The sequence below is a fragment of the Archangium sp. Cb G35 genome (genome assembly GCF_001896145.1).
Classification (GTDB): Bacteria; Myxococcota; Myxococcia; order Myxococcales; family Myxococcaceae; genus Archangium; species Archangium violaceum.
This window is the reverse complement of record NZ_MPOI01000019.1, coordinates 278,705-297,340: the sequence shown is the minus strand read 5'-3', so window position 1 is coordinate 297,340 and position 18,636 is coordinate 278,705. Positions and strand designations below refer to the sequence as shown.

The following is an 18,636-nucleotide window of genomic DNA, read 5'->3' as shown; positions in this document are numbered from 1 at the left end:
GTCCTACCCCATCCACCCCGACCACCCCACCGACCCCGACCACCCCAACCGCCCTGCCCCGCTGACTTCTCGTGCAGGAGCTAGAGCATCCCGCGTGCCAGCGGGTCCTCCGGGTCAGAGACGTGTCATTTCAAGGGCTTACCTCGCGGCGGTGGGCACCACCGGCCCCAAAGCCAGTAAGACTTACGCGGCCTCCTCGGCCAGGACGTACGGCAGCGCCAGGGTGAAGGTCGCTCCCTTGCCCGGTCCGTCGCTGTGCACTGTCAGCGAGCCTCCCATCTCCTGGGCCGCCAGCGCGCTGGAGTGCAGACCAAAGCCGTGCCCCTCCTCCCGCGTGGTGAAGCCGTATTGGAAGATCCGGTTGAGCATCTCCGGCGCGATGCCCATGCCGTTGTCGTGGATCGCGATGCGGACCTGCTCGTTGGCGGTGCGCTCCAACCTGACCGTCACGATCCGCTCTCCCGCGGGCACCGCGTCCATGGCGTACTTGGCGTTGCTCACCAGGTTGACCAGGATCATCAACGTCTTGTGCTTGTCGGCCAGCACCGGTGGGAGCTCTTCCAGGTGCCGCTGCACCTTCACCTGATGGCGCAGGAGCCCGGCCTCGTTGATGCGCAGCGCGTCCTCCACCAGCCCCGCCAGTTCGACCGGCTCCTGGATCCGCGGGGTGCGGGCGTAGTTCTGCTGCACCTTGACGATGTCGCCCACGTGCTCGGTGTACCGGCCCACGTCGTCGAGCAGCGTGGTGATCCGCTGGCGCTCCTCGAGCAGGTTCTCCCCCAACCGGCTCAGGAAGGGCAGCACGTTCTTCCCGCGCTCGTCCTGGGTGATGAAGGTCGAGAGCTCCGTCCGGCGCTCCTCGAGCAGCTCCGCCACCCGGCCCACCTGCTCCAGCCGCATGCCGCCCATCCGCTCCCTGGCCAGCTGGGCCGAGGTGTAGACGCTGTTGAGCACGTTGCCCACGTTGTGCAGCACGTTGGTGGCGATCTCCGCCATGCCCGCGCGCCGGGCCGTCTGCACCAGCTCCAGGTGGACTTCCTTGAGCTCGCGAGTGCGCTCCTCCACCCGGAGCTCCAGCCCTTCATTGGCCTCGCGCAGGGCTTCCTCGCGCCGCTGGACCTCGCCGGCCATCAACTGGAAGGCCCGCGCCAGCTGCCCCAGCTCGTCACCGCGTGAGGTGTTCAGCCCCACCTGGAAGTCACCGGCCGCCACCTTGTCGGTGGCCTCGGTGAAGGCCGCCAACGGGCGGGTGATCTGCCGCTGGAGCACCCAATACATGATGGCCAGCTCCAACAGCAGGGACACCACGCCGAGCAGCAGTACGATCCGCGCGGCCTGGAAGGCGGGCCGGGACACCACGCGCCCGGGCAACACCGTGGCGAGATTCCAGCCGGGTCCCCGCAACCGCGTCACGGCGACGTACTCGCCGGACTCCGGCAGCTCCAGCGCGTTCTGGCCGGGCTCGCGGGTCCTCGCCCACTCGAAGATGTCGCGCAGCCGGGCCTCCTCCTCCTGGGAGCCCAGATGGCCGGCCGCGGCGCCGGGCTGTCCGGCGGTGCTCAGGATGTTGTAGGCCTTTCCTGAGTCACTCTGCTTCAGCGAGGGATGAGCGATGAGCTGGCCATCGTCACGGAAGAGGATGTTGTAGGCACCGGGCAGGTGTTCGTTGCGGGTGCGGGCCATCAGCTCGTTGAGGAAGACAGAGTGGCAGATGGTCGCGATATGGCGGCCGTCGACGTCCACCGGCGTGGAGACCGCGGCCAACCACGTCCGGGAGAGCACTTCCTCGAAGACACCGGTCCAGGCCGTCTGCCTCTGGGGGTTGTGCTCGGGCCGGCTGATGGTGAAGTACTCCGCGGCGGTGGCCGGGTAGCTGGCATCGAGATCCCGGGTCCACGTGGGGACATCCGGCCCGTAGCCCACGATCACCCCCTCCGGCAGAACCATGAAGGTCGTCACGAAGCGGACATGGAGGGCGGGCGAGTACCAGCGCAGCACGTCGTACGCGGCCAGCAGCCGGGTACGGAAGGCGGTATCGAGCACCACCTGTGGTGGAATGAAGACCTGCACCATCCGCGTGCCGTCGAAACCCTCGGGACGGTTGCGGACCGAGCCGTCCGGCAGCCGCACGAACAGTTCGTCGAAACGGGCGCTCGGATCCTCGTGGGACAGATCCCGGATGCGCTCCACCAGGGCCTTCGAGAGGAAGGCATGGTTGTCCTGCGCCAGCACGAAGATGGACTCCTCGCGCTGGCCGCGCTCCGAGACATGCCGCTCCAACTGCACGAGGGCCTCGGCGCGCAGGGTGTGGAGCATGTGGAAGTAGCTGAAGAGCGTGCTCAGCAAGATGACGGCCGCGATACGCACCCCCATCTTGATGAGCGTCGAACGGGCCAGGGATGCTCGGGGTGTCGAGGAGTGCGGCATGGGAACGGGCAACCGTAAGGTATGCCCCAGGTTGAGAGGAGTCCCCTGAAGGCTCATGGGTGCTCCAAATATTCCCTCTCAGCCGTGCGAAGAGCACCCCGCGTATCCAAAGGAGCGATCCGCTCCTCGTCCCCTCCTAGGGCTTGCGCGCGGCGCGCTGGAGCTTCACCGGAGGAGTGAGCTTCTGCCCTTCCGCAGGCGCCTGCTGGATGGCCCGGACCACGTCCATGCCCTTCACCACCCGGCCGAAGGCGGCGAAGCCCTGGCCATCCGGGTTGCGCTTGCCGCCGAAATCCAACTCGGGCTGATCGCCAACGCAGATGAAGAAGTCCGACACCGCGGTGTCCGGCGTGTCGCGCGCCATGGAGAGCGTGCCGTCCTTGTGCTTCAGCCCCGTCACGCTCGTGCGCTCCAGCGCGATTGGCGGGCGCTGCTCGGACTCCCGGGCGGGGTTGATGCCGCCCTGGATGACCTCGATCTTCACCTTGTTGTTCGGCTGGTTGCCGGGCTTCACCGTGCGATGGAAGACCCCGCCGTCGAAGAAGCCCCCGTCCACATAGAAGAGGAAGTTGCGCACCGTCTGGGGCGCATGGGCCTCGTCGAGCTCCAATTCGATCTCACCCTTCTCCGTCTGGAGCACCACGCGCACCATTCTGGCCGGTTCCGGTTTCGCAGCCTTCTTCGGTGGCGCGGCATGGACGGCGGGCGAGAGGGCGAGCAACACGGCGAGACAGGCGGAGGGCAACAGGTTCATGGGCGGCTCCAGGGCACCGTAAATGTTTCGCAACAATCCGTTCATCTTCCCAACACGTGCGGGAAGCACCTTGGGGGAAAAGGAGATATCGCATGTCCTGGAAGATGATGCCGCTGTGGATGTGTCTGGCCTTTCCCGCCGCCGCGTTCGCCCAGTCCGCCTCCACCGAGCGCCCGCCCGAGGCGGCGCGCCGGGGTCCGCCCGTCATGAAGTCCTCTCTCGCCGTGGTGCTCGAGCACCGCACCGAGCTGGCCCTTTCCACCGAGCAGGTGGCCTGGCTGGAGCAGCGCGAGCAGCAGTTGCAGCAGGAGAACGCACCGTTGAAGCAGAAGCTGGAGGAGCTGCGCCCGCCTCGCGGCGGTGAGGGACGGCGTCCGCCTCCGGGTGAAGGCATGGGCCCCCCGATGGGTGGCCGTATGGGCGGGACCGGGAGCGAGAGCGCTCCGGACAGGGTGGCCATGGAGGAGCGGATGACCCAGGCCCGGTCCGCGATGGACGGAATGCGGGACAACGACACCCGCGCCTACAACGAGGCGGAGACCGTCATGACCGAGGCGCAGAAGACCCAGGCGCGTGCGCTCATCACCCAGGAGCGCGAGGCCATGCGCCAGCGGCACGAGGCCATGCGCCAGCAGCGCGGCCGCTGAATCACGGACTCCGCCCGGAAGCGAGAGGGAGCGCACCGGGCTTCGTGACGCGGAACGGTCCGCTTCAGCCCCGGTGCCGCTCGGCGACGCTGTAGAAGTGGGTGAGGGAGTAATCCAGCAGTGACTGGCGCGAGCGCATGTAGTGGCGTGCCCTGGAGAAGGGGAACCACACGCGGTTTCCCACGAGCACCTGTGCTTCCTCGAGCTTCTGGCGTGGAATCCACCTACCGCCCAGGTGGCGCACGAGCACTTCGCCCAGGTACGCGCCAATGGCGGGCACTGCGTGCTCGTCAACGGCTTCCCGGAGGCGGCTTGTCGGAAATTCCTCGCGCCAGAAATAGAAGTCCACATCCATGAGGGACTCGGGGGTCGCCTCGAAGACGGAGGGTACCTCCGAGTGCAGCAGGGCCACGAGGTGCTCGGCAAGGGTGCCGTAATGCTCGCGAGCGCGCTCCGGGTTCTCCACGTCCGGAGGGAGGACACGGTCCCCTGGACGCCACTCCTCGGGCTCGGGCGGCCGCCAGGCGTTGAGCTCGGCAATCCTCCGCTGGCGCTCGTGACTGGGGGCACGCTCCACGACACGCGAGAGGAGCGGAGCCATGTCCGGATGGAATCGGGGCTCCACGGGAGCGAGCCTGGCACTCCGCTCGTTCAAGGTGCGCAGCACGGTGTCGAAGTCGAGGTCCGGCCGAAGGTGGACGTGGGCACGGGCCTGTGCGAGCCGTGCCTCCTTGCTGGCGAAATCCGCGGCGGTGGGCCACGTCACCAGGAGGACGGAACCATCTGGAAGTTCCTCCACCCGATGGGCCGGTGTGGAGAGCACGCGCTCGCGGCCGACGGTGTCCACCAGCTTCGGGCCGAAGACGTTGAGCCAGAACACATCGTAGACCTTGTCGAAACCGTCTCTGCGCCGGGTCTCGTCATCGCGGCCGAAGTTCGGTGAGTCCGTGAATTGTGTGTCATCGGTGCTGTGGGCCTTGGCGTGGGAGACCGGGTAGCGGGAGGCCCATGCACGTACCAACTCCACGAACGCGAGGCAGCGCTCCGCCTCCGCGAAGAAGGAGAGCGGCTTCACTTCGAGCAAGGTGGCAAACTTGAGAGGCAGCGGCGGGTAATTGAGCCTTGGCCACATCTCCAATGCGGGCCATGCAGTCCGGTAGAGGCCAATCGACGTGCCTCTTTCGTGGCGCTTCTCTTCCAGCGCCGTCCAAATGGCGGCGCGGGAGTACTTGCGTCGCCGCCTGCCTTCGACGACGTCTGGCATCCATCCGTCGGCGTATGATTCGAGTGCCTGGAAAAAGGGTTCCAGCTCGCTCCCAAGTTCAGCGTTCGGGTCGAACGCACCGTCGAAGGTCAGCAGAAGGCTGTCCTCCGCCTTCAAATCGTGCACGCTCAGGACCTTCATTGGAACAGCACCTCCACTCCCGGAACCTCGCCCCTGGTCTCGTCCACGGCTGCCATCAAGGAGTCTACGTTCGTGGGCTTGAGGTCTCCTCCTTCATAGATGAGGCGCACCCTGGGCACTTCCACCTCGATGCCTCCCGGAAAAAGGGGCTGGAGAGAGTCGCGTCGGATGTCCAGCATCCCTCCGTATTTCTGCAAAGCTTCCCGCGCATCCGCTGCCATTTGGGCTTGTAGAGCAGGACCTTGCAATCTCGAGAGGTCACGGCTCTTGAAGCTATACGTCTCCACGCGCCGTGGCCTCCCGCCGAGCTCGCCCTCTTCGATGACGAGTGCATCCGCGTAGCGTAGTCCGGGGCCCGGTTTCCTCACGCCCACATTCGCTTCAACGCGGGGCTTGTCGAAGTCCCCGAGGAAGCGGCGCTCGGCCCGAGGCTTCTTCGCGTCCTCTTGCAGCAGCTTCACCATGGTGCGCTCGAAGGCGAGCCCCCGGGCAAACCACCCGCGCATCCGCTCGTACCCCTCCCATTTCAGGGGGCCCTCGGCGGCCTTCCCCTCCTTCACCTCTCCCAGGCGCTTTTCGTAGTAGTCGACGTACTCGCGCCAACGTGGGTTGCCCTGGGCCTTGGCCTGCGGGGCGTCCAGGGAGGGACGGTGCTTCTCCAGCACCCCCATGTCCTTGGGCAAGCGCGGGCCCGTGGCTTCGAGCTCCGCCGCCGCGAGCTTGGCCTCCACCACCTCCCGGGTGTGGCCAACGCCCTCGTCCACCAACGAGGCCAGGGTGCTCTTCACGGGCGGGGCGCCCGTCGCCCCAGGCCGGGCCCTGGACAGCAGCGGCCGTGCCTTGGCCACATCTCCTCGGGCTTCGTACAACGCGAGCGCGGCGTCCGCCCCACCCACGGCGACAAAACGGCCCGCCTCCCGGCTGGCCTGAATGTATCGGGCCAGATCCCGCAGACCATCCAGGCTCATCAGCCCTTCCAACCGCCGCGCCGTGTCCTCGATGGCCCGAAGCCGCAGTTCCACGGCCTCGAGCCCGGTCAGGAGTTGAAGGCGCACTCCAGCAGTACTTCTCCCCTCGGAGAGGTAGCGCACGCCCTTGCCACCGGCGTAGAGAGCCACCAGCAGCGCCGCTGGCGCCAGCTCGCGCGTGGCCTCCTCATACTTGCCGCGTGCCAGCGACCGCGCGCCATGGCCCGTGGTGGCCAATAGCCCATAAAAGCCCAGTGGCACACCGAAGGTGAGGTGGTCGAATCCTCCCAGCGCCACGCTACCGGCCGAGAAGTGCTGCTCCGCCCACCTCTTCTCCGCCTCGGCGAGGGCATCCTGATACACCGGCGGCAGTTGGCCTCGTATGGTGGAGAAGGCGAAGGCCGCCGCGTCACCGCTCATCGGAGAGCTGGAGAGCGCGTCCCTGCCGGCGCGGGCAAGGCCTCGGCCGACATCCTTCATTTCAAAGTCCCTGTCGGGCCGGGCCGTGGGCTTCAGCCCTCTCTTCTCCAGTGCCGCGCGAAAGGTGGGCAGCAGTCCGAGCGTTTCTTCCAGCCGCTTCTCCTGCGCGAGCAGGAAGAGCATCTCCCTCAAGTCGTCATCATGGGCCGAGTTGATGATGTAGAGGGAGAGAACCTCGGCTCTGACAGTTCCATGGCCTTCGGTGGTCTCGACGAGGAAGGAGGCGCGCTTGCGGTTGAGGAGACGGGCAACGTCCTCGCGCAGTGGGCCCTGGGCGCCCAGACGCACGGCGCGCCAGTCATCCAATGCCTCCACCAGGCGGGGCATGTCTACGCGCTCCTGGAGCGCGAGGAATTCCGCGGGCGAGCTGCACGTGAGGAACGGCGCAAGGAGCGCCTCCCTGTCGCCGGAGGAGAAGTCGGGCCATCCTGGGGGCACGGCCTCGCCTCCGCAGGTGGCAGCTCCCTGTGTGGCAGGCCTCTCGCGGCCCGGCCCACGGGCGCTCCGGCGGCGGTGCGGCCGCTCCTGCTCTCCTGACTCGGTGGAAGCAGGAAAGGAAGGGGCCTCGATTGTGGAGAGGGCATGCGAACCCACGGAGCTTCCCCCGTTGGGTGGTAGTGCCAGCGTGACGCAGCCGCTCGTCAGCAGCGCGAGCCCCAACACCAACGTGGCCCACCTATGCGCCCGGGCCTCCCGCGCATTGTCCCGTGTGGAAGTCATCAGGCCCTAATCGTCGTAGTGGGTCCACACCGGCAGGAGCGTGAAGGAGACCTCGCCTTCGGTGGGGAGCTCCAGCTCCTCGCGATGGACCTCGGTGGAGTCCTCGCCCCGCCGCATGGCGAAGAGCGTGTAGTTGCCAGCCGGCAGCCGCGGGAAGCTCTGGACTCCCTCGCGCACCGTCTTCCCCATGAGGCCACTGCCAAGCTTCAAGAACAGACCGTCCCTGGGACCCATGAGCGGCATGTTTCCCGGAATCAGATGGACCTCGAGGTTCCGCTCCGGCACGTGCACCTCCAGGATCGCGCCCTCGCTCTTCTGGGTGAAGTCCAGCGTCACCTTGTCGCCCCGGGACAGCGTCACCTGCGGCACCGGGAACCGCAGCGCCGCCCCCTTCTCGGATTGCCCCTCCACCTGGACCAGATAGCGGCCCGCGGGGATAGCTCGCACGGAGTACCGCCCCTCGCCGAAACCCAGGGTGGTGAGCACCTCCCCCTGCTCCGAGCGGAGCCGCACCAGGCCCGACTGCACCGGAGCACCGGCCGACTCGACCCGCCCCTCCAGCGTGGCTCCAGGCTCGAGCTCCACCGTCACTTCCCACTGCTCCTCCGCGAGCACCACCTGCGCCAGCGGCCAGTCCGGATGGCTCACCCGGACCGTCTTCCGCCCAGCCTTCACACCTTCCACGGTGAAGCTCCCATCCGGCAGCGAGTTCGTGGTGGACTCCGCCCTGGCGCCGGGCAAGCGCTCCTGGCTGACCACCTCGACCCAGGCTCCGGCGATGGGCGCCGACGTCCCGGCCTCGAGCACCCGCCCGCGCACCGTCTGGTCCTCCACCAGCACCACGTCTCCCAGGTCGAGCTCCTCGTCCCCCTGCCGCGACACCATCCGTTGAACCCGGGAGAACCCAGGCGCATCGAAGCCCCAGGACCCGTTGTACGTCAGGGGAAGGGAGAACCTGCCCTCGGGATGACTCACCACCTCCCGGTTGACCCGGAACGAGGGGATGGGCTTGCCGTCCTCGCTCACCACGCGCCCCACGACCCGCCCCAGAGGAGCCTTGACCACGAGCCGCACATCCGGCCCCCCCGGAGACACCACCACCTCCCCGCGAGAGGCGGCGCGCTCGCCCAGGCCACTTGAGGCGCTGACGAGCGCATACCCGCTGACCCGCAGGGTGCAGGGGCCCTCCGGCAGCTGGGCCAGCGTGAAACGCCCCTCCGGCCCGGTGGTCCCCTGGACAGAGCCACTCCGGAGGCGTCCCGAGGCGGCGTCCTCCGGCGACGCTCGGTGCTCGCCCACCCGCGAGGCCGAAAGGGTGGCGCCCTTGATGGGCTCTCCCCCCTCATCCACGAGCTGGCCCGAGAGGCTCCATCCCTCCTCGGGTTGGAGGCGGATCTTCCGCGTCTCCGCGCTCCGCAACTTCACGGCCACCGGTGCGTAGCGGATCCATCGCTCCCGAGCCTGGGGCGTCACCAGGTAGTGCCCCGGTGGGAGACCCTGGACGACAACCCTGCCATCCATGCCGGTGGTGACCTCACCCCTCTTGGAGAGAATGACGGGGGCCTGGGACACGGGCCGCCCCGCCGCATCCACCCATTCGATCTCGAGGGTGGAGTCCTCATCCGCGGCCCGAGGAGGGCGCACCACCTCCCACTCCTTCAAGGTGAACGGTGGCAGCTCTTGCGACGCCGCGAGCGGACGCGGCGGCATCTGCTGCGGCTCATAGCCGCTCGACATGACCCGCAGCGTGTATGTTCCCGGGACGAGCCGTTCGAACAGGAAGCCGCCCCGCGCGTCCGTGCGGACCTCGTCGGTCCACCGCGAGGCCTCCGAGAAGACGAGCACTTCGGCATTCGGGATGGGCTGGCCTGACGTGTCCAGGACATGCCCGCTCAATCGCAGGCCGGTTCCCAGGAACAGCACGACGGATTCACGGCCCTCCTGCGTCTCCAGGAATACCTCGTGCCGGGCGTAGCGCTCCCCGAGATTGGCCGTCAGCACGTGCAATCCCGGACACAGCCCCTCCAGGCGGAACTGTCCCTTCACATCCGTGACCGAGGACACCTCGGGCGTGACGCCCTCGACCTGGACGGTGGCACCCGGAACCGCGCCCCGCGCGTCCACCACCTGTCCGGAGATCCGCCGGGGCGCCGGCAACAGCACCCGCACAGAAGCCTGTTTCAAGTTGTAGTGCCTCAGCCGGACAGGCACCAGGCCCTCCTTCGAGACGATGACGTCGTAGTCTCCCCACGGAAGCGGGCCGAGCAGGAACCGGCCCTCTTCGTTCGTGGAGGACTCCACGAGGCGCCCCGCGTCCCGCTGGAGGGTGGTGACGAGCGCTCCCACGACCGGCCTGCCCTGCTCGTCGTACACCTCGCCCGAGAACGTCTTTCCGGGGCCCAGCGGCACCTCGACGTCCGTGCTACCGGCGGCCACCCCTGCCCTCAGGCCGATGCCCTCCCCGCTCTCGGCCCAGAGCGCGACGGCACCCCCTTCCAAGCCATCGAGGCGGAAGTTCCCCTGGGCATCGGTGGTCGCGCGAGCCAGCGGCGCCTGCTGTCCCCGGAGCTCCGCCGCCAGTTCCAGGAGCGGCAGCGCGTCCCCGCTCAGCTCGCACGGCGACACGAACAACCCACCCCACCGGCGCTTCCGGGGAGTGGTCAGGGTGGACCATTCCCGGGGCACGGGCGCGAGGGCGACGACGAGCGCCCCGGGCACCGGTCCCCAGGGACCCACCACCTGGCCCTCGATGGACAACGTGCCCCGCGGCCCGGCCGGCGTGGCGCTGGACCAGAGGCTCGGAGCGGCCTGGGTCCGCTCCACCTCGGGTCTCCTCGAAGCGTCCGTGGCCCGGGAGGTGGACTCCGGCGCCGCTCCGGGCCGCCAGACGAGCCACAGCAGCAGGGCCAGCAGTCCCGCTCCCACTCCGATGACCCACCTGCGCCGCATGTACAGCCTCTCTCTCGTCTCCGTGACGCGGGGCCAGTTTAATGATCAAGGGGCCGCTGGGAACAGGGGCTCGGAGGACTCCCGGAAACTCCCACCTCCCGCTGAATCCTGTCTCGCTTCGAGAGGAATCATCGCCCTCCGGCACAATCACAAACAATCAGGAGCACACCCGGAGGAAGGCCGATATCCATCATGGGTTGCCCCATCGCATGTAAGGACTTGCACGTACGGCACACGGGGAGGGACCGATGCAGGCAATCCTGGAACACGAGGACACGAGGGAGTCCGCTGTCACCGAGGCGCTCGCGAGGGCCGTGCGCTTCCTGGAGAAGGCGCGGACGGCGGATGGACGCTGGTTGGATTTCCGCTTCCGCTTCGTGGTGGGAGACCGGGATGTCATCAGCTCGCAATGGGTGACGGCGTATGTCGGCGAGGCATTGGCCCGGGCGGGGGCGGGCCCGGCCACGCTGGCGCCCGCGCGGGACTGGTTGATGAGTCATTCGCACCCCGGGGGTGGGTGGGGTTTCAGCCTGGCGACGCCGGCGGACGCGGACTCCACCGCCAATGTGGTGCGCTTCCTCTCGCATGGGCGGGGCGAGCCGGAATGGGACGCGGCGCTCGGAGAGGCCTGCGCGCGATTGCTTCATTATTGGGACGAGCCCGGGAGCGGCTTCCGCACCTACCGCCCCGCTGAGCGGCCCTCGTTGAATGGCTGGGCCAGCTACCCGGGCAGCAGTTGGTGTGACGTCCACCTGTGTGTCACCGCGCTGGCGGGAGTGGCCCTGCACGACGCGGGAGACCCCCGCCACCGCCCCGTCCTCGAGGCCTGCGCCCGCCTGCTGCGCGACAGCCAATCCCCCGAGGGCTTCTGGGATGGCTATTGGTGGCACGGCCGCACGTACACCACCGCGCACGCGGCGCGGTTGCTGTTCCTGCTGGGAGAGACCGGACCGGTGGCGCGCGCCGCCCAGTGGGTGCTGGGTGCGCGGCAACCCGGCGGAGGCTGGGGCAACGGCACGGGGAGCGAGGCCGCCGCCTTCCACACCGCACTCTCCCTCTCGGTGCTGCTGCTCGATGGGGGTCATCCGCGACACGGTGCCGCGATCGACGCCGGCCTCCAGTGGCTGCTGCGGGCCCAGCAACCGGATGGGAGCTGGGCGAACGTGCCCATCATGCGGATGCCCCGCCCCGAGGAACATGCGCCCTGGGAGGATCCCGAGGGGTGTCTCCTCCTGCCGGTGCTGACGGACAGGAACCGGCTCTTCACCACCGCCACGGTGGTGCCGGCCCTGGTGGACTTCCTCCTGGCCTCGCACTCCGGATGGCGCGGCAAACCCTGACATCACAGCTCACCCGTCATCCCCGTTCGCGCGCCCATGGATCTTTCACACCCAATAAAAGACATCCATTCCTCGCGCGGCGGCCACGCGGATTGATTTGACTTTTGAAATGCCAATCTCTACATTTCCAATCGCTGCCGGTGACGGGGATGACCCGCCGCCGGAAGCCCCCGGGCGGATGATGAGTCTTTTCTGGGGTTCCACACCAAAGGGAGGGCAATGCCATGATGAACGAGAACATCGCCGAGCAGACTGCCAACCTCACCGAGCTCAACGACGAGGCGCTGGATGATCTCATCTCCGGCGGCGCGCAGGAGCTGAGCAAGACGCAGGCCTGGGAGTAGTCACACCAGGAAGCATCCCCGCGGTCACCACGGACGGGTGCATCCGGAGCGCCCGTCCGTTGTCTTTTCTGAATCAGGGGGATTCCATGTCCACCACGTTGAATGAGTACCTGAGACTCGCCGAGCCCCACCTCTCCCCCCGGCTCATCTCTCCCACGGCGCTGGCCCGGCTCGAGCAACTCGCCCGCCTGATGCCGCCCGTGTCCGCCTCCGGCTTCGAGTGCCGGCTGGGCCGGGAGGAGGCCCAGGCCGACTTCGGCGTCCGCTTCCTCGCCAGCGATGGCAGCCGCGCCATGCTCGCGGGCCGCATGGACACCGGCGCCGCCCTGCCCTCCCCGCTCTTCTCCCATCCCGTCTGGGAGCGCCTGCGCCGCTTCGGCGCGCGCTGGGACACCCCGGGGAGCTTGTTGCAGGAGGAGCTCGGCGACGTCTTCCTGGAGTTCGACGTCGAGGAGACACCGCCCCCGGTGCCCATCCCCTCCTTCTTCATCGAGTATGACCGGCGGGCCTGGCGCCGCCTGGCGGCGATGGAGGAATCCCTGGCACTGCTGTGGGGCGAGCCGCTCGCGCCCGCCGTCCGGGAGCGGGTGTTGGCGTGTCTGGCGGCCCTGCCCGCCGGGGGCTACGTGTCCGCCGTGGGCGCCATGTTCTCCCGCCGCTTCGACGGCGTGCGGTTGTGTCTCCAGGGCCTGGGGCCCGACACCCTGCCCGACTACCTGGCCCTCATCGACTGGCCGGGAGACACCCGCGACGTGGAGGCACTGCTCGCCCCGGTGGCCGGCCGCATGGAGCGCATGGCGCTGAGCCTCGACGTGGGCCCGGCCGTGCTGCCCAGGCTGGGTGTGGAGTGTCACCTCGCGGACAGCCTGCACGAGGCGGACTCCGAGCGCTGGGCGTCGCTGCTGGAGGTGCTCGTGAAGCAGGGCCTGTGTCTGCGCACCAAGCGGGACGCGCTCGTGGAGTGGCTGGGGCATACGCACCTGCGCTCACACCCCGAGGCCCTCCCTGACAACCTGCGAGCGCTCGCCGCCTCGCTCGGCCCCAAGGCCCTCCCCGTCTTCCTGCGGCGCATCAACCACCTCAAGCTCGTCCTCCAACCCGGCCAGCCTCCCGAGGCCAAGGCCTACCTCGTGCTCCTCCAGCGGTGGCTGGGCCATGACGGGCAGCGGCGGCGCTACGTGTTCGGCGATCTCCAGGAGGTCCGCGACGCCGTGCTCGGTTGAGCCCCAACCAACCGTGGCCCTGGCTTCGTACCGGGGGACCGTGGTCAGGGTCATTCCAGACAAGCTACACTCTTCCGTCCAGACGAGAGATGGGAGAGCGCTTCGGATGAGTGATGGCCAGACCTCCACGGGCGGTGAATCCGGCCTCGGAACGGAGCTGGAGCTGAAGCGGAGACTGTCACTGGCCACCCCTGCGGACACCGTGCGGGGCATGTCCTTCCACACCACGCTGGACGTGTTGCGCGCGGACCTGGGTGAGGAGGCGTTGGAGCGCTGCCTCGAGCCACTCAAGGAGAAGGTCTACAAGAGCTTCTTCACCTACCCCGTCAGCGAGTACCTGCGGTTGCAGTACAGCGCGGCGTGGCTGCTGAGCGAGAAGCACGGCGGCTTCGACAACGCGGTCCGGCGCATCGGCGGGGGAATTGCTCCCGGGTTCCTGGGCTCGGTGGTGGGCAAGGCCTTCATGCTGCTGACCAAGGAAGGCCCGAGGCAGTTGCTCAACAACATGCCGGTGGCGTTCCGGGCCGCGTCGAGCTTCGGCGAGGCGGTGGTGCACTGGACGGGGCCAAGGAGCGGCGTGCTCACCACGAAGCGGGACTTCCTCCTCTACCTCAACCACGAGGGCGGACTGCTGGGCCTGTTCCGCACGCTGGGCATCCAGGACGGGCGGGTGTCCGGCCGGCAGATCGGTCCGCTCGACAACGAGGTGGCGTTCTCCTGGGGTTGAGGGCGGGCCTCAGGCGGAGGACACCCGGGGCAGGCTCACCCGGAACACCGTGCCCGCCTCCGCCGAGGAGCTCACGTCGATGTGGCCGCCGTGCGCGGCGACGATCTCGTGCACGATGAACAGGCCGAGCCCCACGCCCTTGAGGGCGTTGCCTCCCCCGCTCGCGCGCGTGAAGGGCTCGAAGATGCGGGGCAGCAACTCCGGCGGGATGGGGAGGCCCTGATTGGCCACCTCGAGCACCACCTGCGCTCCCTCGCCATTCACGCGTACCTGGATGGGCGCCCCCTCCGCCCCATGGGTCAGGGCGTTGGACAACAGGTTGCCCAGCAGTTGGATCAACCGATCCGGATCCCACTCCCCGCGCGTCTCCCCGCGCGTCTCGAGCAACAGCTGGCGTTGGGGATGGGCGGCCTGCAGCTCGTCCACGGCGGTGCGGCCCACCTCCTCCAGGCTCATCGGCTGGCGCTGGATGGGGAGCGTCCCACCCTGGCGGACCCGCACGAAGTCGAGCAGATCCCGGATGAGGCGATCCATCCGCAGCACGCTCATGCGGATGCGTGACACCCACTTGCGCTGCGGAGCCGTGAGGGGCGAGGGGGAGCTCATCAACAGGTGGCTGACGGTGGAAATGGCCTGCAGGGGGTTGCGCAGATCATGGCTGACGATGCCGATCAGCCGCTCGCGCACCTCCCCCTCGCGGCGCAGCGCCTCCCGCAGCTCGTGGTGCTGGGTGACGTCGGTGCTCACCGCCACACCGGCCACCGGGCGCCCCGCGGCATCGCGCACCAGGGTGGAGCTCACGTCGATCTGCCGGCGGGAAGCGTCCGGACGGATGATCGTCACCGGCTCGCGCACCACCGTCTCGCCGTGGGTCAGCGAACGCGACAGGGGCCACTCCTCGGGGGCATAGGGCCGCCCGTCCGGGTGATAGCCCTTGTAGGCGCCGTATTCCGAAATACCCGTCGAGGCCACGAAGGGGTGGCCCCAGATGGTCTCGATCGCCGCGCTGCTGCGCACGAGCCGGCCTCCGGGCTCGGCGATGACGACGCCCACGGGCAACTGCTTCAGCACGGTCTCCAGCAGGGTGCTCTCGGCGGCGAGCCGATCCCTCAGCTGCTCGGCCTCGGCACGTGCCTGGCGCTCGGCCGCATAGAGGCGCGCGCGCTCGATGGCCACCGAGCACTGCTGCCCGAGCGCCTCCATGAACTGGAGATCCTCTGGGGAGAACTCCCGCTCGTGCTCGAAGCTGAAGCCGAACGCGCCAATGACGGCCCCCCGCACACGCAGCGGCAGCGCCGCGAACGCACGCCCCAGGAGCGCCGGAGAGCCCGCCTGCTCCGGGTAGTCGCGCAGGAAGTCCTCCAGGTTCCCGTACAGCATGGACCGGCCGGTGCGGACGGCCTCGCGGTACATCACCGGTGTGTCGATCGGGAAGCGCCGCCAGCGCTCGTCCAGCACGCCCTCGGGGAAGCCATGGGCCGCGCTCAGCTCGAAGGTGGTGCCATCCGCGTCCACCAGCGCGAGCGAGGCCGAGAGGGCCTCGAGCGCCGCGGCCCCCTCGCGCACCACCACCTGGGCCACCTCCTCGGGCAGCAGCGCCTGGGAGAGCGCCGACGACACGGCGTACAGCCGCTCCACCCGCAGGTGGGCACGCCGTTGCTGCTCGCGCCGGTGCAGCTCGGTGATGTCCTCCACCATGGCCACGAAGCCGGCCACCCGCCCATCCGGCAGCACGTGCGGCACGTAGTCCGCACGCACCATGCGGGAGCCTCCGGAGCGGTAGCGCACCACGCGCTCGAAGTGCACCCGCCGCCCCGACAGCGCCGACTGGACGGACTCCTGGATGCTCGCGTACGCGGCCTCGCCGAGGACCTCGGGCATGGCCTTGCCGAGCAGGTGCTCGCGCTTCTCCCCGAACCACCGCTCGTACGCCTGGTTGCAGAAGCGGTAGCGCCCGGCGCTGTCCACGTACGACAGCAGCACGGGCGCGGTGTCCACGGTGATGAGCAGCTTCTCGAGAAAACCATGCTCCTCCGCGGCCGAACCGGGCTGCCGCAGGGAACTCTCGAGCACCAACAGCTTATCGACGAAGTCGCCGAGGGAGGAGGTGAGCACGGGGACAGGCATTTGGAGGCAACGGCACTTTCTACCCTAGCTGAACACCGCATGCGCCCCGGAAGTGACCGGGGCGAGGGGGTGGAGAGCCCGCTATGTTGGCGCCATGACGCAGGGACGAGAGGCAGGCACGGTGGGCCGCTACCGGCTGATGTCCCGCCTGGCGCGAGGAGGAATGGCGGAGGTGTTCCTCGGCGTCCTGCCCGGGCCCGAGGGCTTCGAGAAGCCGGTGGTGGTCAAACGATTGCTGCCGGAGCTGGCGGGACAGGAGGCCTACCGGCAGATGTTCGCCCAGGAGGCGCGGCTGATGGCCGCCTTCGGCCACGCGCACGTCGTGTCGGTGCTGGACTTCGGGCAGGAGGCGGACGCGCCCTACCTGGTGCTGGAGTACGTGGAGGGAGTGGATCTGGCCCGGGCGCTCGCCGCGCGGGGACCGCTGGCCCCGGCGCTCGTGCGGCACCTGGGCCTGTGCCTGCTGCGCGCGCTGGAGCACGTGCATGGCCTGCGCGACACCCGGGGCGAGTGGCTGGGGCTGGTCCACCGGGACGTGAGCCCCGCCAACGTGCTGCTGGGGCATACCGGCGACGTGAAGCTGGGGGACTTCGGCATCGCCAAGGGGCTGCGCACGCCCTCGCGCACCGCGCCCGGCAGCACGCGCGGCACGCTGCGCTACATGTCTCCCGAACAACTGCGCGGCGGCCCCCTGGACGCGCGGGCCGATCTCTTCTCGCTCGGGGTGCTGCTGTACGAGGCGGTGGTGGGCCGTAGCCCCTTCGCGGCGGCCACGGACGCACAACTGCTGCTCGCCGTGCGGGACGCGCGCCTGGAGCCCGCGGAGCACCTGTTGCAACGGGCCGGCCCCGCCCTGGCGGGTGTCCTCCAACGTGCCCTGCGCCCCCACCCCGCCGAGCGCTTCGCCTCCGCGGGAGACATGGCGCGCGCCCTGCTGGACGTGGACACCGGCGGCGGAGCGGAGCAGCCCTGGCACGTGGCCGCGCTGGTGGCGGAGACGCTCGCCGCCGGGCGAGACCCGGGGACCTCGGTTTCCGAGAAACGAGCCGCGAGCCCGTTCTCCGCCGCCCTGCTCGAAGGCCAGGGAGACGAGGAGACGTGACGCTGGCGGGCCCGCGCTTCCTCGCCGCGTGCCCTCTCCGGACGGAAGGTGCTAAGGACGATGGGCATGTCAGGGCGTACCGAGCTCATCCCCGCGCAGGAACCGGCCAGCGGGCTCTCCGTCCGGAGGGTGAACCTCGAGGTGTCGGCCGGCCCGGACGCGGGCACCGCGGTGAGCAGCTCCGCCGAGAAGCTCACCATCGGCTCGGCTCCGGGAAATGATCTGGCGCTTTCCGACGCCACCGTGTCGCGCTTCCACGCCGAGCTGGTACGCGAGCGGAACGGCTACCGGGTGAAGGACCTGGGCAGCACCAACGGCACGCGGGTGGACCATGTGCGCGTGCAGGACGCCTACGTGGCGGACGGCTCCACGCTGACCTTCGGCGGCACCACGGTGCGCTTCTCCCTGGTGGCCACGCGGGACGTGCTGCCCCTGCACCCCGAGCCCCGTTTCGGCGGGCTGGTGGGCGAGAGCGCGGTGATGCGGGCCCTGTTCGCCCAGCTGGCGCGTCTGGCCGCCACCGACGCCACCGTGCTCATCGAGGGCGAGAGCGGCACGGGCAAGGAGCTGGTGGCCGAGGCGCTCCACCAGGCGAGCCCGCGGGCCTCGGGGCCCTTCGTGGTAGTGGACTGCGGCTCCATCCCCGCCGAGCTGGTGGAGAGCGAGCTCTTCGGCCACGAGAAGGGCGCCTTCACCGGCGCCACCCACGAGCGCCGGGGCGCCTTCGAGGCCGCCAACGGAGGCACCCTCTTCCTGGACGAGCTGGGCGAGCTGCCCCTGGCCGTGCAGCCCAAGCTGCTGCGCGCGCTGGAGCGCCGGCAGGTGAAGCGCGTGGGCGCGGATGGGTACCGGAGCGTGGACGTGCGCTTCGTGGCCGCCACGCACCGGGATTTGCGCGAGGCCGTCAACCGCGGGCAGTTCCGCGAGGACCTGTACTTCCGGCTCGCCGTGGGCATGGTGCGCGTGCCGCCGCTGCGCGCGCACCTGGAGGATCTGCCGCACCTGCTGGAGCACCTGTGGGCGGAGACGTTCCGATCGCTCGGCCTGCCGCCGCGGCCCTTCACCGCGCCCGGCCCCGAGACGCTGCACCAGCTCTCCTCCCTGCCCTGGCGCGGCAACGTGCGCGAGCTGCGCAACTTCGTCGAGCGCAGCGTGGCCCTCTCCGGCGCACTGGATGCCTCGTTCCTCCAGGCGGCCAGCGCCCCGGCCGCGGCGGCCGGGACTCCCACCGTGCGCGTGGACCTGTCCTACAAGGAGGCGAAGGAGGCGTGGCTCGCCCACTTCGAGGAGACGTACCTGCGCCAGCGCCTGGCGGCCTCGGGCGGCAACGTGAGCCAGATGGCGCGCGAGGCCGAGGTGGACCGCGCCCACGTCATCAAGCTGCTCCGCAAGCACGCGGTGCGCTGATATGAAACCGAGTGCC

12 protein-coding genes are annotated in these 18,636 nt (G+C 69.2%); 6 read left to right on the top strand and 6 right to left on the bottom strand.

The window, feature by feature from the left end; translation table 11 throughout:
• Nucleotides 1-183: 183 nt before the first annotated feature.
• Together BO221_RS45775 and BO221_RS45770 are read right to left on the bottom strand one after the other, a co-directional pair.
• Nucleotides 184-2,427, bottom strand: coding sequence for a PAS domain-containing sensor histidine kinase (locus tag BO221_RS45775; protein WP_233166556.1), 2,244 nt, complete (start codon nucleotides 2,425-2,427; stop codon nucleotides 184-186).
• 136 nt (nucleotides 2,428-2,563) lie between these two features.
• A complete protein-coding gene (locus BO221_RS45770; RefSeq protein ID WP_073567231.1) occupies nucleotides 2,564-3,181 on the bottom strand; it encodes a peptidylprolyl isomerase in 618 nt (205 codons plus the stop codon).
• A 92-nt stretch (nucleotides 3,182-3,273) separates the two neighbouring features.
• On the opposite strand from BO221_RS45770, the gene BO221_RS45765 reads away from it, so the two are divergent.
• A complete protein-coding gene (locus BO221_RS45765; RefSeq protein WP_073567230.1) occupies nucleotides 3,274-3,828 on the top strand; it encodes a hypothetical protein in 555 nt (184 codons plus the stop codon).
• Between the two features lie 64 nt (nucleotides 3,829-3,892).
• Here the strand turns inward: BO221_RS45765 and BO221_RS45760 are convergent, their stop codons facing one another.
• From BO221_RS45760 to BO221_RS45750, 3 genes are all read right to left on the bottom strand, one after another.
• Nucleotides 3,893-5,233 (bottom strand): hypothetical protein, encoded by a 1,341-nt coding sequence (locus BO221_RS45760; protein ID WP_073567229.1) that lies wholly within the window; start codon nucleotides 5,231-5,233, stop codon nucleotides 3,893-3,895.
• Complete coding sequence (locus tag BO221_RS45755) at nucleotides 5,230-7,008, bottom strand: hypothetical protein (RefSeq protein WP_233166555.1); 1,779 nt, start codon at nucleotides 7,006-7,008, stop codon at nucleotides 5,230-5,232. The genes BO221_RS45760 and BO221_RS45755 overlap by 4 nt, the downstream gene beginning before the upstream one ends.
• Before the next feature lie 399 nt (nucleotides 7,009-7,407).
• Nucleotides 7,408-10,350 (bottom strand): carboxypeptidase regulatory-like domain-containing protein, encoded by a 2,943-nt coding sequence (locus BO221_RS45750; protein WP_073567227.1) that lies wholly within the window; start codon nucleotides 10,348-10,350, stop codon nucleotides 7,408-7,410.
• A 248-nt stretch (nucleotides 10,351-10,598) separates the two neighbouring features.
• Here BO221_RS45750 and BO221_RS45745 point away from each other — a divergent pair, with 248 nt between their 5' ends.
• The 3 genes from BO221_RS45745 (at nucleotide 10,599) to BO221_RS45735 (ending at nucleotide 13,984) form a co-directional block, all read left to right on the top strand.
• Nucleotides 10,599-11,690, top strand: coding sequence for a prenyltransferase/squalene oxidase repeat-containing protein (locus tag BO221_RS45745; RefSeq protein ID WP_073567226.1), 1,092 nt, complete (start codon nucleotides 10,599-10,601; stop codon nucleotides 11,688-11,690).
• Between the two features lie 430 nt (nucleotides 11,691-12,120).
• Entirely contained in the window at nucleotides 12,121-13,257 is a 1,137-nt protein-coding gene (locus BO221_RS45740; RefSeq protein ID WP_073567225.1) for a hypothetical protein, read from the top strand.
• A gap of 106 nt (nucleotides 13,258-13,363) precedes the next feature.
• Nucleotides 13,364-13,984, top strand: coding sequence for a TIGR02265 family protein (locus BO221_RS45735; protein ID WP_073567224.1), 621 nt, complete (start codon nucleotides 13,364-13,366; stop codon nucleotides 13,982-13,984).
• Nucleotides 13,985-13,993: 9 nt separating this feature from the next.
• Here the strand turns inward: BO221_RS45735 and BO221_RS45730 are convergent, their stop codons facing one another.
• Nucleotides 13,994-16,099 carry a PAS domain-containing protein gene (locus BO221_RS45730; protein WP_158080029.1) on the bottom strand — a complete coding sequence of 702 codons (2,106 nt, stop codon included), beginning with the start codon at nucleotides 16,097-16,099 and terminating at the stop codon, nucleotides 13,994-13,996.
• A 106-nt stretch (nucleotides 16,100-16,205) separates the two neighbouring features.
• Between BO221_RS45730 and BO221_RS45725 the strand changes: the two genes are divergently transcribed.
• Both BO221_RS45725 and BO221_RS45720 read left to right on the top strand, forming a co-directional pair.
• The gene (locus BO221_RS45725; RefSeq protein ID WP_073567222.1) at nucleotides 16,206-17,213 is read left to right on the top strand and encodes a serine/threonine-protein kinase; all 1,008 of its coding nucleotides are present in this window, start codon (nucleotides 16,206-16,208) and stop codon (nucleotides 17,211-17,213) included.
• Nucleotides 17,214-17,279: 66 nt separating this feature from the next.
• Complete coding sequence (locus tag BO221_RS45720) at nucleotides 17,280-18,620, top strand: sigma 54-interacting transcriptional regulator (RefSeq protein ID WP_158080028.1); 1,341 nt, start codon at nucleotides 17,280-17,282, stop codon at nucleotides 18,618-18,620.
• Nucleotides 18,621-18,636 lie beyond the last annotated feature (16 nt).